General features: G+C 71.2%; 15 protein-coding genes. 4 read left to right on the forward strand and 11 right to left on the reverse strand.

The annotated features are described in order from the left end of the window. Positions 1–34: 34 nt before the first annotated feature. From KR546_RS16620 to KR546_RS16655, 8 genes are all read right to left on the reverse strand, one after another. Entirely contained in the window at positions 35–1,096 is a 1,062-nt protein-coding gene (locus tag KR546_RS16620) for a glycoside hydrolase family 130 protein (RefSeq protein WP_238445844.1), read from the reverse strand. 40 nt (positions 1,097–1,136) lie between these two features. Beyond that, positions 1,137–2,048, reverse strand: a complete 912-nt coding sequence (locus KR546_RS16625) for a carbohydrate ABC transporter permease (protein ID WP_238445845.1) — start codon at positions 2,046–2,048, stop codon at positions 1,137–1,139. Continuing rightward, positions 2,045–2,974 (reverse strand): carbohydrate ABC transporter permease, encoded by a 930-nt coding sequence (locus tag KR546_RS16630; protein WP_238445846.1) that lies wholly within the window; start codon positions 2,972–2,974, stop codon positions 2,045–2,047. The genes KR546_RS16625 and KR546_RS16630 overlap by 4 nt, the downstream gene beginning before the upstream one ends. A 3-nt stretch (positions 2,975–2,977) precedes the next feature. Continuing rightward, positions 2,978–4,333 carry a sugar ABC transporter substrate-binding protein gene (locus KR546_RS16635; RefSeq protein ID WP_238445847.1) on the reverse strand — a complete coding sequence of 452 codons (1,356 nt, stop codon included), beginning with the start codon at positions 4,331–4,333 and terminating at the stop codon, positions 2,978–2,980. 77 nt (positions 4,334–4,410) lie between these two features. Next, entirely contained in the window at positions 4,411–5,436 is a 1,026-nt protein-coding gene (locus tag KR546_RS16640; RefSeq protein WP_238445848.1) for a LacI family DNA-binding transcriptional regulator, read from the reverse strand. Between the two features lie 108 nt (positions 5,437–5,544). After that, complete coding sequence (locus tag KR546_RS16645) at positions 5,545–6,216, reverse strand: cyclase family protein (protein WP_238445849.1); 672 nt, start codon at positions 6,214–6,216, stop codon at positions 5,545–5,547. 24 nt (positions 6,217–6,240) lie between these two features. After that, complete coding sequence (locus KR546_RS16650; RefSeq protein WP_238445850.1) at positions 6,241–7,167, reverse strand: SMP-30/gluconolactonase/LRE family protein; 927 nt, start codon at positions 7,165–7,167, stop codon at positions 6,241–6,243. A gap of 132 nt (positions 7,168–7,299) precedes the next feature. Then, entirely contained in the window at positions 7,300–7,848 is a 549-nt protein-coding gene (locus KR546_RS16655) for a hypothetical protein (protein ID WP_238445851.1), read from the reverse strand. 182 nt (positions 7,849–8,030) lie between these two features. On the opposite strand from KR546_RS16655, the gene KR546_RS16660 reads away from it, so the two are divergent. Next, positions 8,031–12,377, forward strand: a complete 4,347-nt coding sequence (locus KR546_RS16660; RefSeq protein WP_238445852.1) for an nSTAND1 domain-containing NTPase — start codon at positions 8,031–8,033, stop codon at positions 12,375–12,377. 23 nt (positions 12,378–12,400) lie between these two features. Here KR546_RS16660 and KR546_RS16665 read toward each other — a convergent pair whose 3' ends face one another. The 3 genes from KR546_RS16665 to KR546_RS16675 all read right to left on the reverse strand — a co-directional run bounded on the left by KR546_RS16665 (position 12,401) and on the right by KR546_RS16675 (position 13,286). Further along, positions 12,401–12,778: a type II toxin-antitoxin system death-on-curing family toxin gene (locus tag KR546_RS16665; RefSeq protein ID WP_238445853.1), complete on the reverse strand. Its 378-nt coding sequence runs from the start codon at positions 12,776–12,778 to the stop codon at positions 12,401–12,403. Beyond that, the gene (locus KR546_RS16670) at positions 12,775–12,972 is read right to left on the reverse strand and encodes a ribbon-helix-helix protein, CopG family (RefSeq protein ID WP_420804261.1); all 198 of its coding nucleotides are present in this window, start codon (positions 12,970–12,972) and stop codon (positions 12,775–12,777) included. Before KR546_RS16670 ends, KR546_RS16665 begins: the two co-directional genes overlap by 4 nt. A gap of 68 nt (positions 12,973–13,040) precedes the next feature. Further along, positions 13,041–13,286 carry a hypothetical protein gene (locus KR546_RS16675; protein ID WP_238445855.1) on the reverse strand — a complete coding sequence of 82 codons (246 nt, stop codon included), beginning with the start codon at positions 13,284–13,286 and terminating at the stop codon, positions 13,041–13,043. A gap of 157 nt (positions 13,287–13,443) precedes the next feature. Between KR546_RS16675 and KR546_RS16680 the strand changes: the two genes are divergently transcribed. From KR546_RS16680 to KR546_RS16690, 3 genes are all read left to right on the forward strand, one after another. Continuing rightward, complete coding sequence (locus KR546_RS16680) at positions 13,444–14,370, forward strand: SAM-dependent methyltransferase (RefSeq protein WP_238445856.1); 927 nt, start codon at positions 13,444–13,446, stop codon at positions 14,368–14,370. Between the two features lie 98 nt (positions 14,371–14,468). Then, positions 14,469–15,089 (forward strand): NADPH-dependent F420 reductase, encoded by a 621-nt coding sequence (locus KR546_RS16685; protein WP_238445857.1) that lies wholly within the window; start codon positions 14,469–14,471, stop codon positions 15,087–15,089. After that, positions 15,086–15,841, forward strand: coding sequence for a hypothetical protein (locus KR546_RS16690; protein WP_238445858.1), 756 nt, complete (start codon positions 15,086–15,088; stop codon positions 15,839–15,841). The genes KR546_RS16685 and KR546_RS16690 overlap by 4 nt, the downstream gene beginning before the upstream one ends.

The raw sequence follows: 15,841 nt of genomic DNA on the forward strand, positions 1-15,841 counted from the left end.
GGTCAGGCATGGGGGGGTGGGGGGCCGGGTCGGGTCAGTCGGACCAGGTCAGGCGGGCCCAGCCGATGCGGCTGTCGGCCATGCCGTAGAACACGTCCGCGGCATCCTCACCACGGACGTCGATCGCGGTCGGGAAGACGACGTTGGGCACGATGCCGTCACGCTCCTGTGGCGTGGCCGGTTCGAGCACCGGCTCGGCGGACCGGAAGGTCAGCCGTGAGACGTCCTCGGGGTCGTGGACCATGACGCCCGCGCAGTAGCGGACGTGCTGCTGCAGTTCGGTGCCGGGCTCGATCCGGCCGGCGACGCCGTGGTGCACGGCCATCCAGCCATGCCGGGTCCGCACGGGGGGCGTGCCGCCCCCGATCTTGGCCTCCTCCCACGGGTGCTCCGGCGTGGCGACCTCGCGATGGCCACCCAGGTCGGTCAGTGCGGCGACGTCCCGGCGCACGTCGTCCACCGGGACGTAGGACACCCAGATGCTCGGGCGCGGGTCGGTCACCCCCGGCGGGGTCGCGTCGTAGGGCTCTCGGGCGATCCCGGTCAGGTCCCACGTCGGACGGTGGAGGTAGGCCAGTGACGGCGTGCCGTCGGGTCCCGGGACCGGCTCCGGGAAGAACACGCCGTCCTTGTTGATGTAGAGGTTGAGGTCGGCGGCCACGGCGTCGGGCTCGTAGCGATGGCGGACCATGCCGAGCCGTTGCCAGTCGTGCCCGTCGTCCGACACCGCCACGGCCGGTCGCGGGCCGAGCGGACCGAAGGCGGTGTAGGCCATCACGTACACGTCGAGCGCCTCCACGAAGGTGACCCGCGGGTCCTCCACCCCACCGCCGTGGCCGTGCTGCTCCCACACCTCGTCAGGTTCGAGGACGACCCCGAGTCGCTCGACCCCGGCCGGGTCGCCGTCGTCGTCGGTCAGCACGCGGCACAGCCCGACCCGGGACACGTTGCCCTCTGCCACCAGCCGCGGCAGGAGCAGGAGCTGACCGTCACGGTCGCGCAGGCTGGCGGGGTTGAGCACCCCCCAGGCCTCGTTCGGCTCGCCGGCCTGGCCCTCCATAAGGACCCCGCGGCGCTCCATCGTGTAGGTCGGCATCGGCTGGGCGTCCTTGCACTCGGGTGACTGGCGGACCGGCTCAGCCCTTGAAGCCGGAACCGACGTCGGTGGACAGGAAGTGCCGCTGGAAGGCCAGGAACAGGGCCACCGCCGGCAGGGCGAGCACGGTCGCGCCCGCCAGGATCGCCCCGAACGGGTTGGCGGCCCGGCCGGCGATGTTGGTGATGTAGTTGGCCAGCGCGACCGCCAGCGGCTGCATCGACTGGTCCTTGGTGATCAGGAACGGCCACAGGAACTCGTTCCACGGTCCGATGAAGGTCACCAGGACGGCCGTCAGGATGGCGGGCTTGGCCATCGGCATGGCGATCCGGGTCAGGATCTGCAGCTCGCTGGCCCCGTCGATGCGGGCCGCCTCGAACATCTCCTCGGGCAGGGATCGGAAGAACTGCCGGAAGATGAACACCGCCGTGGCGTTGACCGCGAACGGCAGGATCATCCCGAGGTAGGAGTCGGCCAGGCCGTAGGTGCGCACCAGCAGGACGTACAAGGGGATCATCAGCAGCTGGAAGGGCAGCACCAGGCTGAGCAGCACGATGGTGAACACCGCGCCGCGTCCACGAAAGTCCAGCACGGCCAGGGCGTAGCCGGCCAACAGCCCCAGGACGAGCGTCAGGACGATCACCCCGCCGGTGAAGATCGACGAGTTGATGAGCGTCTGGACGAGGTCGACCCGGGAGTCGATGTCGGCGTAGTTGGCGAACGTGAGGTTGCCGGGTGACGGGAACGCCCCGGCGACGGTCGTGTTCGGCTCGGTCTGCAGCGAGCCGACCACCATGTACCAGAAGGGGAACAGGAAGACGACCGCACCGATCGCCAGCAGGGCGAAGCTCCCGATGCGTCCGGGCGTCCAGCGTTCCGTACGGCCGGCGGTGCCGGCCGGGTCGGCGGCGTCGTCGTCGACCGTGGCCGGGGTGTCGGTGGTGTCACTCATTCGCGATCCTCCAGGAAGAACCGGTTGACGGCCGACAGCGCCATCACCACGACGGCGAGCATGACGCCCAGGGCGGCAGCCCAGCCGGCGTCACCCTGCTCGATGCCGGCCCGGTACATCAGCAGCACCGGCGAGACCGAGGCGCCGTTGGGCCCTCCCCCGCCGGTCAGCAGGTAGGGCTCGGTGAAGAAGTTGGCGCCGACGATCGTGGCCAGCACGACGACCAGGGCCGTCGCCGAGCGCACGCCCGGCACGGTCACCGACCAGAACTTGCGCAGGGGACCGGCCCCGTCGACCTCCGCCGCCTCGTAGAGGGTCTCGGAGATCCCCTGCATCGCCGCCAGGTACAGCAGCACGTAGAACCCGAGCTGCTTCCAGGTCGCGAACAGCGCGATCATCGGCATCGCCCAGTACCGGTTGACCAGCCACGACGGGTCCGGTGCCAGCGGCCCGAGGACCTGGTTGACCATGCCACCATTGGAGAACAGGAACAGCCACACCGCGATCATCGCGACGCTGGCGGTGACGTACGGGACGTAGTAGGCGGTGCGGAAGAACCCCCGCAGCGGCAGGACCTGGTTGAGGGCCGCGGCCAGCACCAACGACACGATGACGGTCAGTGGGACGTTGATGAGGATGAAGATCGCGACGTTGAGCGCGGCGCGGTGCACGGCCGGGTCGGACAGGACGTCGGTGTAGTTCGCCAGCCCGACGAAGGGCCGGTCGACGACGGCGCCGGGTGCGGCGAAGAACCAGTCCCGGAAGGACATGTAGACGGCGAGGTACAGCGGCCAGGCGAACAGCGCGAGCCAGAAGAGGACGTACGGGCCCGCGAACAGGTACCCGATCGGATGCTTGCCGAACACGCGCCGCCACCAGGGGCGGCGCGTGTCGGTGCCGCCGGTGGCGGCGTCGGCGGTCGTCATCGATCAGCCCTCGGCGATCAGGTCACCGATGGCGGTGTTGGCCTGTTCGAACGCCGGCTGCACGTCCTCCTCGCCGAAGATGACGCTGGAGGACCAGGCATCGCGGAAGGTCTGCCACACCTCGATCGAGCTGGGCACGACCGGCACCTCCACGATCCGCTCGAGCTGGTCGGCGAAGGGCTGGTAGTCCGGGTTCTCCTCGAACCAGTCGGCGTAGATCTCCGTGACGCCGGTGCGCAGCGGGAGCTGGCCGGTGGTCTCCAGCAGCAGCCGGTCGTTGTCCTCCGACATCGAGAACTTCGCGAAGTCCCACGCCGTCTGGCGGTTCTCGCAGGCGGTGTACAGCCCGACCGACTTGGCGTCGGAGAAGGTCCAGGACTCGTCGGTGCCCGACGACGTCGGGGGTGGGACGACGCCCCAGTCGAGGTCGGCGTAGACCGCCACGGCCCACGGCCCGGCCGAGTTCATCGCGCTGATGCCGTCGGCGAACGAGTCACCCTGGGCGGCCTCGCGTGGTGCCAGGCCCTCGTCGTAGATGGTGCGCCACACCTCGCCGACGGCGACCGAGGCCTCGGTCGCGACCTGCGGCTCGCCGTCGACGACCAGCTGGTCACCGCCGGACTCGGCCGCGAACCAGGGGTAGTAGTCGAACCAGGGCTGGAAGAACTCTGCACTGGGCGAGGGGTAGATGGCCGCCTCGGCGTCGGAGTTCTCGACCAGGGTGCGGGAGGTCTCGAGGAACTCGTCGTAGGTGCCCAGCGGCGGATCCTCGGGGTCCAGGCCGGCCTGCTCGAAGAGGGCCTTGTTGTACAGCAGCATCACCGGGTTGGCCTTCCACGGGATCTGGTAGAAGTCGCCGTCGGTGGACGCGTACTGGGCGGCGAGGTCGCCGACGCGCTCCTCCACGAAGGACGCACCGTCCTCGAACTCCGACAGGGCGACCAGTCCCTGCTGTTCCTGGAACGACGGCACGGCGGCCGGCGCGGTGTTGTAGACGAGGCAGGGGGCGTTGCCCGCCGTGATGGCCGCGCGGATGACCTCCTCGGAGGAGTCACCAGCCGGGAGCTCCTGCGCGGACACCTCCTGGTCGGGGTTGTCGCCGTTCCACGCCTCGATGACCTGCTCGGCCCACTCGATCTCCTCGGGGTTGTTCGAGTACCAGATGTCGATCGGGCCGGTGGAGCCACCACCGCCACCACCGCCGGCCGTCTCAGAGCCACCGGTCGCGGCACCGGTGTCGTCGGCGGCGCCGGTGTCACCGTCGCCAGGTTCCTCGCCACCACCACCGACGCTGCAGGCCGTGAGGGCGAGCGCGGTGACGGCGGTCACCGCGACGAGTCGTGCTGTTCGGGTCCGCATGGGTGTTCCTCGTGTCGGTCGGCGTCGCGTGGTGGCGGGGGTGCACCACGCGGCGAGGTTGGAGGGGGTGCGGCGGGTCAGGGCCCGTCGGGTGGTGGGCCGGTGCTTCCACGCAGGACGAGCCGGGAAGGTGGGAGCGTGAGGTCGGTGACGTCGTCGCCGTCGACGATCTCGAGGAGCAGACGAGCGGCGGCTCGTCCCCACCCGAGGGCGTCGGAGGTGACGGTCGTCAGGGGTGGTGAGGCGTACGCGGCCAGCGGGACGTCGTCGAAGCCGGTGATCGAGACGTCGCCGGGAACCGACCGGCCCATCCGGTCGAGCGCCGCGAGCCCGGCCATCGCCATGAGGTCGTTGGCGTAGACGATCGCCGTGGGCTCCGGGCGACCGGTGGAGAACAGCCGCTTGGTCGCGCCCGCACCCCCGTCGGCCGTGAAGTCGCCGACCTCGACCAGGCCGGGGTCCAGGCCACACCGGGTCATGGCGGACCGGAAGGCCTCGATGCGCGAGTCGGTGTGCACCATCCCGGGGATCCCCGTGACGTGGGCGATGCGCGCGTGGCCGAGCGCGACGAGGTGGTCGACGCTGTCCGCGATCGCGGCACGGTCGTCGAGCTCGACGGCGGGGAGCCCTGCGGCCTGGTCCGGGCGTCCGAGGGCGACGGCGGGACTGGCCAGGTCTCGCAGCCACGACCCCCGTGGATCGTCGACGCGCAGGTCGGTCAGCACGAAGCCCGCGATCCCGGCCTTCACCATCTCGTGGTAGGCATCACGCTCCGCCTCGTCGTCGACCACGCGCAGGACCAGTGACCGGCCGTGACCGGCCAGCACCTGCTCGATCCCGGCGAGCAGGGGGGCGAAGAACGGGTCGGCGGCGAGCGTCTCCGGTCGCCGCCGCAGGACGAGGCCAACCAGGGACGACTGCTGCGACACCAGGGCTCGGGCGGCCCGGTTGGGCACCCAGCCCAGGTCGGTCGCGGCCTGGCGGACGCGCCTGCGCGTCTCCTCGGACACGCCGGGGCGGTCGTTGAGCGCATAGGACACCGCGGCCGACGACACGCCGACTGCTGAGGCGATGTCGCGGATCGTCGGTCGTTTCGCCGCCACGCCACCAGTCCTCTCGAGGGATGGACGGTGGTGAACTTATACGTGTAAGTGATCCTGTCAACGGCCACCCGTGGGGGCTCGTTCGAGCCAGGTGGGGGCGCTTCCTCGTCAGTCGCTGGCCGCGAGGTCCGCGAGGGTGGCGAACGCACGCACCGTGAAGGTCCCGGCGCCGGCGATCTTCGGCGGGACGGCCGTGAACGTGAAGCCGGACGGGGGGAGCTGGCCGAGCCCGGTGAGGTGCTCGACGATCGGGATGCCCGCCGCCAGCAGGCCGGTGTGGACGGGACGGGCGAGATCGTCGACGTCGTCGATGTTGAGCGAGTCGATCCCGACGACGGCGACGCCGGCGGCGACCAGCGCGTCGACCGAGGCGGAGGTCAGGAACGGGGCGTCGGCGGCGTAGGCGTCGGTGCCGAAGTGGCGATCGTGGCCGGTGCGGACGAGCACGGCGTGGCCGTCCGCACCGAACAGGTCGTCGCTGGTGACCTCGATCGCGCGCCGGCCACGCCGGTCGAGGCAGATGGCCGGGACGTCCACGACCCGTTCGAGCGCGAGCCCGGCGAGGTCGTGGCCGTCGGCGAAACGGTGGTACGGCGTGTCGAGGTAGGTGCCGGTGTTGGTGCACAGCGTCACGACGCCGATCTCGAACGTGACGTCCTGGCCGTACACCTGCTCCGCCCGGTCACGTGACAGGTGCACCTCGACCGTCGGTGTCGGCAGGCCGGGGTAGGTGACCATGCCGTCACGGACGACGTGGTTGAGGTCGACGAAGCGGCGCATGTGACCCTCCTCGGCTGGCGGCCGTCAGTTCGTGCGCAGCAGGACGACCTCGGCCTCGGGGTCGATCGGTGAGCCGGCGAACTGCGCGTTGACCGCGGCGATGAGGTTGCCCCGAAGGTCCAGCGTGGTCGCCGTCTCGAACAGCGGGCTGGTCACCGTGGAGCGCAGGTCCCCCGACGACAGGTCGCCCGACAGCCGGATGACCGCGACCTGGTTGTCGACATCGGGCGCGGTGCCGTTCTGGAGGACGTACAGCCAGCGTCCCTGCAGGGCGATGCCGTCGCCGGTGACGACCGTGTCGCCGCCCAGGTCGATCAGCGCGCTGTCACCGGTGTCGGGATCGATCGTGAACAGCTGCCCCGTGGTGCTGTTGACCGCGACCAGCGTCGATCCGTCGGCCGTGGCGGTGATCCCGTTGAGGTTGAAGCCCTCGACGTAGTCCCCGGCCGGGCCCGACAGCGGGATGGTTTCGGGCTCGCCGACCTCGCCGCCCGACACGGGGACGCGGTACAACTCGGGGGCGGCACTGTTGGTGAAGTACGCCGCGTCGCGCGTGGCCACGACGTCGTTGACGAACGCCCCCTCGGTGGTGGTGAGGGTCAGCGTCGCGACGGCGTCGCCGGTGTCGAGGTCGTAGGCCGCGGCCTGGCCGGACGGTCCGCCGGCGACCCACAGCAGGCCGTTGGCCAGGTCGGCGTCCAGGCCGACGGCCGGGGCGATCGCCGGGTCGTCGACCCAGACCTCGGAGGTGCCGCCGGCGAGGTCACCGATCGCGATCCGGCCGTCCGCGAGTGATCCGGCGTAGAAGGTGTTGCCCGCGCCGATCGTGATCCCCTCCCCCGCGAAGCCGGCCGGCAGGTCGATCGTGGTGTCATCGGGTGGTGCGGCCTGGGCCGCCGTGACTGGCAGGAGCAGGGCAGCGACGAGCGCGAGCAGTCGACGTGGCTTCATGACGTGGTCTCCATCGTTGTGTGCGTGACCCCACCTGGGGACGCCGACCGAGATGGTGCGGGCCGGCCCGGCGTCCTCCTTACACCACGTCTACCACGCGAGTGGCGACCGGGCCGTCCCGACGCGGGTCCGTCAGCCCAGCCTGATCCACTCCGACAGGACCTCCTCCTGGCCCGTCGTGAAGTCGGCCACGGTCCTATACCACCCATGCACACGATGAACCTCCCCGTCGGCATCGACCAGCGTGGCGCGGGTGTGGGCGCGTTCGACCTTGGAGGTCGGGGCCACGAGGTCTGGCGTCAACGTCACGAAGAGGTCCGACGAACCCGATCCCGACATCAGCGGTGTCGGCCCCACCCCGCCGTCGGCGATGACGGGACACCAGGTGTCGAACAGGCTGGACGGGCCGTCAGGGGCGTCGTACAGCTCGACGACGCCCTCGACGTGGTGCTGCAGGTGCGTGCGGTCCCCGTCGGTCTCGACGAGATGCAGGTCCGCGGGCGACGAACCGCGTGTGCAGAAGGCCTCGAGGGAGCCGACCATCAGCACCACCCCGTCGTCGTGGTAGTAGGTGCCCGCATCCGTCTCGACCCACTGGCTCGCTCCGGCCGAGGCCGCCAAGGGCGTCAGCCCGACCAACAGGACAGCCACCAGCAGCAGTCCGAATCGTCGCAGTGTCATCGTCGTTCCTCTCGCAATGGACGTGTGCCCGGGGATGTCCGGGCTCCGCGACGGTGCCTGACGGGCGCGAGGCGAGCGCAAGTTCAGGCAGGAACGGCGCCGCAGCGCCCGGTGCACCCACGTCCGACCCGCGTGTTGGACGGTTGTTAGGGTTCCTTGGGCGGGGAGAGGCAGGGGCCATCGTGCCGGTGGAGTTCGACGTGGCGGGCGCCATGCGCTTGCGTGGCGGCCGGGACAGGCTGGACGACGACGCCTTCGCCGGTCGCCAGCTCCGACTGGTGACCGCCCGGCTGTTGCTCGGACGCGACGATCCGATCCCGGTCGAGCACCTGGCGGACGAGGTGTGGACGGGACGCGTGCCCCGCCACTGGCAGTCGGCGCTGCGCAGCCTGGTGAGTCGGGTCCGGGGGCTGCTCGCGGACGTCGGCGTGGAGCACGAGGCCATCCGACACGTGGCTGGTCGCTACTCGGTCGACCTGCCGGACATGGTGGTCGACGTCGAACGTGCCGCCAGCCACCTCGCACGGGCGCAGCGGCTCTGGGCGGACGGCGCCGTCGAGGCCTCCCAGGGCGCGGCCAGCGCCGCGCGGGCGATCGCCTGCCGACCGGTCCTGCCCGGCGTGGACGGCGAATGGGTCGAGCGCCTGCGGTCGAGGACAGCCAACAGCCATCTCGACAGTCTCCTGCTGGTGGCACGGTGTCGCCGTGTCCGAGGGCTCGTGGAGGAGGCCCGGTCCGCGGCCGCCGAGGCGACCGTGCTCGCCCCGCTCCGCGAGGACGCATGGCGACTCGCGATGCAGATAGAGGCCGACGTCGGCAACACGGCAACGGCGCTCGCCGTGTTCGCCGAGTGCCGTCGCCTCCTGGCCGACGAACTGGGCGCCGAGCCCTCCCCCGCGACGCGGGAGCTGCACTCGACGATCCTGCGTGGCCGCACGCCGGGACGGCGCGCTGCGGGCGTGGACGGTGCGCACGCCGTTCGCCGTCGCCAGGCGACCGGGCGGTCCCCGTACCGACCAGCATCTGCGCAGCGGCATGATCGGCGCGAGCCCTTCGTCGGACTGCGGCCCTTCGACCGGGCCGAGGCCGACCTCTTCTTCGGCCGAGACTCGGACGTGCAGCACCTGGTCGACCTGCTCGCCGCCAATCGCGGCGTCATAGTGGTGGGAGCCTCCGGGACCGGGAAGTCCTCCGTGGTTCGCGCCGGACTCCTGCAAGCGCTCGCAGCAGGAGCAGTCCCCGACGCGGACACCTGGCGGGTGGTCTGCATCACGCCGGGACGGACTCCGGTCTCGCGCCTGGCCGAGGCGTTGGCGAACGGGTCGGGCGACACGGAACGTCTCGCCCCCCAGGATCCGTCCCATGTCCTCGCGGCACTGGAGGACGACCGCCCGACGCTGGTCGTCGTCGACCAGGCAGAGGAACTGTTCACCCTGGCTCACCGAAACGAAGCGGACGCCTTCCTGTCGGCATTGCTGGCACCCGTCGGACGTTCCGGATCACGCGTCGTTCCCGTGCTGACGCTGCGGGCAGACTTCTACGAGCACGCCGCTGGGCAGGTGAACCTGGCCCGGTTCCTCTCGCGTTCCACCCACGTCCTGGCGCCGCTCGCAGGAGACGGGCTCGAGGCGGCGGTCACCGGACCGGTCAGGGCCGCGGGCGCCACGCTGGAGGGCGGCCTGCTCGGACGCCTGCTGGTCGACGCGGCCCACCAACCAGGGAGTCTTCCCCTGCTCCAGCACGTCCTGTCGGAACTCTGGCGGACACGGGTCGGGACCGTCCTGACGGCGCGGGCGTACGAGCGCCTCGGCGGGGTCGGCGGAGCACTGGGACGACACGCAGAGGAGACGTGGGCGCGCCTGGACGACCACGACCGACCGGTGGCGCGACGCGTCGTGCTGTCCTGCGTCCAGCCCGGAGACGGCACCGCGGATGCCGGCCGCCCGACCACGACGTCGGACCTGGAGGCGACGGGTGACACCGGCCGCGTCGCCCGCGTCGTCGGGCACCTGGTCGATGCGCGGCTGTTGACCTCTGGGGACGCGGGCGGAGGCGGGCAGGCCACCGTGCAACTCGCGCACGAGGCCCTGATCGGCGGGTGGCCACGCCTGGGCCGATGGGTCGATCGCCAGCGCGGACAACTGGTGCTCGCCCGACGGCTGACCGCGGCGACACGACTGTGGACGTCGACCGGACGAGATCGCGATTCGCTGCTCACCGGGCGTCGCCTCGAGGACGCCCTCGACCTGCTCCGGGAGGTCGAGACGGGTGCCCTCGACCTCGAGCTGGGACGTGACGCACGCGCACTCCTGACCGCATCGATTGCGGCGCGCGAGGCAACTCGGAAACGACGTGCGACCCGTCGACGTCACGAGCGCGAACTGCGCCGTCGAGCCGAGCGGAGTCTCCGCGTCGGTGCTGCGCTCACCGCCGCAGAAGCAAGCGCTGACCGGGACCCGGAACTGGCCTTGCTCCTCGCGCTCGAGGTGGGTGACGACTTCCGACACGAGGTGCCCGAACTTCGCCCCCGCTGGCTGCGGGTCCTCCACCATGCCTTGGCCGCCCACCATCTCGTGGACAGGCTGGCGGACTGCGCCCCGCTGCTGACCATCCTGCCCGGGGACCGGCTGCTGACGCTGGACACCGCCCCGGGTGGATCCGATCACCACCTGGCCGTGCACGACGTCGGCACCGGTCGCCGACTCCGCCTGGTCCGTGCCGTCGAGCTGGACGGAGTCCCACAGGTCGACGCCACTCCCGACGGCCAGCGTCTGGTGGTCGGTGACCGACACGGGCGGGTGACCATGCTGGACACCGACTCGTGGGACGTGGTGGCCGTGCTCGACGCGCCCGACGGGCGGGTGGGCAGCGTGGCGGTCAGCCCGGACGCCCGACTGGTCGCCGGTCTGTGGTTCCGGTCGGACCGCCGGCAGCTGCTCGTCCATGACAGCCACACCGGGACCCTGGTCCACGAGGGCGCACAGGTGATCGCCAGGCGTTCCCACGAGGCGTTCCAGGAAGATCGCCAGGTCGACTTCTCCCCCGACGGCGCGCGGCTCGCCGTGGTGACGGGCCCGGCGCATGCGCGCCTCGTCCTGCTGGACACGACCACGTGGGCCCCTGTGGCGGAGCATCGGATGGTCCCCCGCATCCACAAGATCGCCCATTCCGTCGACGGCGAGAGGCTGGGAGTTGCCCACGACTTCGGCGCGTCCGTCCACGACGCCGGTGACCTCGCCCGGCTGCGCGGGTTGCACGTCGCCGTCAAGGTGCCGACGATGTGCTGGACCACGTCGGGGCAACAGTTGGTCGTGGTCGGCCACCACCTGCGGACGCTGGCGCGCGACGAGCCGGAACCCCGTGCCCGACCCACGCTCCCCGACATCTCACGCCGCCTGGACCGGCACGCGCTCGACCGGACCGCCACCGCCGTGCCGAACTCGTCGGACGTCGTGCTCGGCCAACGATCTGGCCGGGACCTGCAACGTTGGGACCTCGCCCCGGCAGCCGGTGGTGAGGTGGCCCGGATCGTGAATGATACGAACTGCGGCGGCGCCGTCGCTTGGTCTCCCTCCGGTGATCGACTGGCGTTCGCCACGACCGGCGGGTGTGTGGAGGTCCGGACGGTCGAGGACTGGAAGACGGTCGGCCGGTTCCGGGTGACGGATCGCCAGTCGCACATCGGCAACGAACCGATCGTGGAGAACATCGAGTTCACGCCGGACGGACGCGACGTCGTGACTGCGGGCGAGATGGGGACGCTCATGGTGTGGGACACACGCCGTTGCCTGCCGCGACACACTCGCGAGCTGCCCGGCGCCTGGTCGATCGGGGACGTCTCACCCAGTCTCGACGGGGACGTTGTGGCCGTCGGAGCCGGCGGACATCTCGAGGTGATGGACCGGTCCGGGGGCACCTGTCGAATCATCGACTTGCCCGAGGACGTGGCCGTCGAGGCGGTGGCACTCAGTCCGGATGGCCGACTGCTGGCAGCCACGCTCTGGCCGACGGGGGAGGCACGAGACGGTGCCGGTGGCGCGCAGGTGTGGGACTGGCGCGCCGGCCTCCACGTTGCATCCCTGCCCGTGGTGGCCCACAACCTGTCGTTCCACCCCGACGACGGCACGCTGGCCGTCTCGTCGACGGGCGAGACGATCGTCTGGGATCCGTGCGTCGACGAGGTCCACCATCGTCTCGTGGGCCACAGCGGTTGGGTGCAGGACGTGACCCACAGTCCGGACGGCGACACCCTGGCCACGGCGGGATGGGACGGGGACCTTCGCCTGTGGGACGTGGCCAGCGGGGAGCTGCAGCACCACTTCACCGGTTGGGGCCGATTGCAGCGGGTCAGGTTCCACCCCAGCCGGCCCTGGATCGCCGTGACGGAACTGGGCATCGCGACCCACGTGCTCACCCTGGACCCCACCGAGCTGGAGGACATCGCACGTGGACGCCTGGGTCGTGCGCTCACGACGGAGGAGCGTCGCCGGCACCTGGGCAGTGACCAGGAGCCCGGCGACCGTCCCTGACGGGCCGTCCCGACGCGGGTCCGTCAGTCCAGCCAGGATTCCCAGGTGGCGATGATGGCCTCCAGGTCGAGATGGCCGGCGGCGGCCGCCATCACGAAGGCGAATGCGGTGTCGTCGTCGGGGCGGGCGAGCTCGGCTCCGTTCAGGCGCAGGAACACGACGGTGGCGGTCCAGGCCAGGCGCTTGTTCCCGTCGACCAGGGGATGGTTGCGCAGGAGCGAGTCGAACAGTGCGGCGGCCTTGGCGACGAGGGTCGGATAGGCGTCGCGTCCGAAGGCCGTCGCCACCGGACGGTGCAGGGCCGCGTCGAGGAGTCCGATGTCGCGCACGTCCGGGACGCCGAGCAACTCGGCGATGGCCAGTGCGTCGGCGAGGTCGAGAGGAACGAGGTCGTTGGTCACTCCCCCAGCCGGCGGAGCAGGTCGTCGTACTCCGCGATGGTCTCGCGAGCCAACGACCGGATCTCGTCACTCCTGACGAGGCGGGCCGACCGATCCAGGATCGCCCTGACGACCGCCTCGTTCTTCGACACGCCCTCGGCCTCGGCAAGGGCCGTCAGCGCCTCGTCCTGTTGCTCGGTCAGGCGGAGGTTCATCGCCACGTCGGCACCTCGGTTCGTCTCTGGTACCACAACGGTACCAACCGTCGACATGGCTTCAGCCATCATGACGTCTGGCGGTCCAAGGAGGTTCGGAGGTCGTCGCGCATCGCGTCGAGCGAGCGCTCCAGCCGGTTGGCGTGGCGTCGCTGCCCGGCGATGAGCCGCGCCATCGCCAGCAGGATCAGCGACGTCGGGAGGACGGCCAGCATGGCCGGGCCGACCAGGAAGGTCGCGAAGACGACGAACAGGATCGTCAGCCAGCCTGCCGCCTCGAGTCCGAAGATCAGCCACGTGTGCTCGGGATTCATGTACACCTCTGTTCCGGGGGTGCACCAAGCCTTGCCGCTGGCGCATTCCGGCAGGGCAGCGAACTGGTGCACCTGTGGAGAACCACGCCACCGGTCGAGCGGCGTCGGTCCTGACGCCGCGGCGGTCCCTACGCTGGTCGGTTCGCCGTCCGCCGACATGCCTGCGAGCCCCATGACGACCGCCTACCTCGCCGCACGCGGGTACGAGGACCAGCTCGACGAGGAGCTCGGACGCCTCGGCGCAGCCGTCGTCGACACCCATGGCCGGCTGCGGATCGCCGAGGGCCCGCCCGTGCACGCGGCCTGGGCGGCCAACACCTGGTGGGACGCCGAGCGCATCCCGGTGAGCTCGATCGGCGACGCCGCCCGCGAACTGCGTCACCGGCAGCGCAACTGGGCCCTGTACGCGCCGGTCCACCGGGGCCGCGCCGAACTCGTCCAGGACAAGCTCCCCCACGTCGCCGCTCACCCGCTCGAGCTCGGCGAGGTCGCCCCGGACGCCCCGCTGGGGTCGTGGACCCTGCTCGACCGTGACCTCGTGCTGGCCGCCACCCGGTGCTCCAACCCCTTCCCCAACGGCGAGCCCACCTTCGTCGAGGACCGCGAGGGTCCCCCGAGCCGCGCCTACCTCAAGCTGTGGGAGGTCTTCGCGCGCCTGCGACGCCAGCCCGGACGCGACGACCGCTGCCTCGACCTCGGCGCGGCACCGGGCGGCTGGACCTGGCTGCTGGCCCGCACCGCCGGCGAGGTCGTCGCGGTCGACAAGGCACCGCTGGAACCCCGGGTGGCCGCACTGCCCAACGTGACCTGGCAGGAGGGCTCGGCGTTCGCCCTGGCGCCCGAGGACGTCGGGCCGGTCGACTGGTGGTGCAGCGACATCGTCGCCTACCCCGACCGGCTGCTGGACCTCGCGACGCGTTGGCTCGAGTCCGGACTGGTCCACAACCTCGTCTGCACGATCAAGTTCCAGGGCGTCACCGACCACGACGTCACGGCCCGGTTCGCCGCCCTGCCGAACGCCCGCGTGTTCCACCTCGACCAGAACAAGCACGAGCTCACCTGCGTCGTGCTCGACGCCGCTTGAGCACCTGCCCCACCGGCACCTGGAGGTGGACCGGCCCGGCTCGGGAACAACCGACGGGCGTGGGGGGGTTCAGCCACCAGACGACAAGGAGCCACCACATGCGGATCGCGACACTCGGGGCCGGCAACATCGGGGGCAACCTCGGGATCCTGTGGGCCCGCGCCGGCCACGAGGTGGTGTTCAGCTCGCGCCATCCCGAACAGCTCGACGACCTGGTCGCCGAGGCCGGACCCAACGCGTCCGCGGCCGATCCCGCGACCGCCGTGGCCGATGCCGACGTGGTGCTGGACGCACTGCCGTTCGCGACGTCGCTCGGGCTCGACCCCGACCTGGTCGCGGGCAAGGTGGTCGTCGCCGCCGGGAACTACTACCCGGGGCGCGACGGCGAGATCGACCTCGACGGGACGACCCAGGCGGGGGCGATCGCCGCGCGGCTGCCCGACTCCGACGTCGTCAAGGCCTTCAACATGATGGCCGCCAACGTGATGCGCCAGCACATCGACGACGGCGAGGGCACGGGTGCCGTCGTGTTCGTCGCCGGGGACGACCCCGCCGCCGTGGCGATCGCCGAGCAACTGGTCCGGGACTCCCTGTTCACCCCGGTCGTCACCGGCGACCTCGCCACGGGCGCGGGCTTCGAGCCCGGCACGGAGGTCTACGGCAAACGGCTGACCGAGGACGAGGCACGCCGCCACTTCGGCCTGGAGGACACACCATGAGCGACTCGCCCGAGGTACGCCTGGTCGCCCTGCCCGACGGGCTGGCCGACACCCGTGACGCCCTGCACCAGCTGGCGTTCTTCGTCCTGGCGCCCCGTCGCCACGCGGCCGTCGGCAGGCTCGGCCTGACCGCTGCGCCCGGCGGGTTCACCACCTCGTGGTTCGACGACGAGGGCAAACCGACGCTCGTACGGATCGAGGGCGTCGAACTGGTCGTCGAGACCGAGGACGAGGAGCGTCGGACCCGGCCCGGCTCGGTCCGCGATGCGTGCGACTTCCTCGAGATGCCCTACCGCGAAACCTGGTTCGACGACTTCCACGATCCGCTTCCGCCGCGCGACCCGGACGAGGCGCTGACCATGGACGCCGAGGCGGCCGCGGTCCTGGCGACATGGTTCGCCTTCGGGACGGCGGTCCTGGAGGAGTTGCGGGCCACCGCGGGTGCGGTCGATCCGTCCACGGTCCAGCTGTGGCCCGAGCACTTCGACCCGGCCGTCGAGGTGGGCTCGGAGGAGTACGGACGGCGCGCCAGCTACGGGGCATCGCCCGGCGATGCCGACCACCCGGAGCCCTACCTCTACGTGGCACCGTGGGGGGACGTCTCGGCGCGGGAGTGGTTCGACGACCCGGCGTTCGACGGCGCGTCGCTGGGTCACGACGAGTTGCTGGCCAGCGACGATCCGTTCGCCACCGCCGTGGCCTTCCTCCGCCACGGCCACGACCTGATCGCGTCCGAGAACGCCCCCGACTGA

Origin of the sequence: Salsipaludibacter albus (assembly GCF_019798055.1) — a bacterium.
GTDB lineage: Bacteria > Actinomycetota > Nitriliruptoria > Nitriliruptorales > Nitriliruptoraceae > Salsipaludibacter > Salsipaludibacter albus.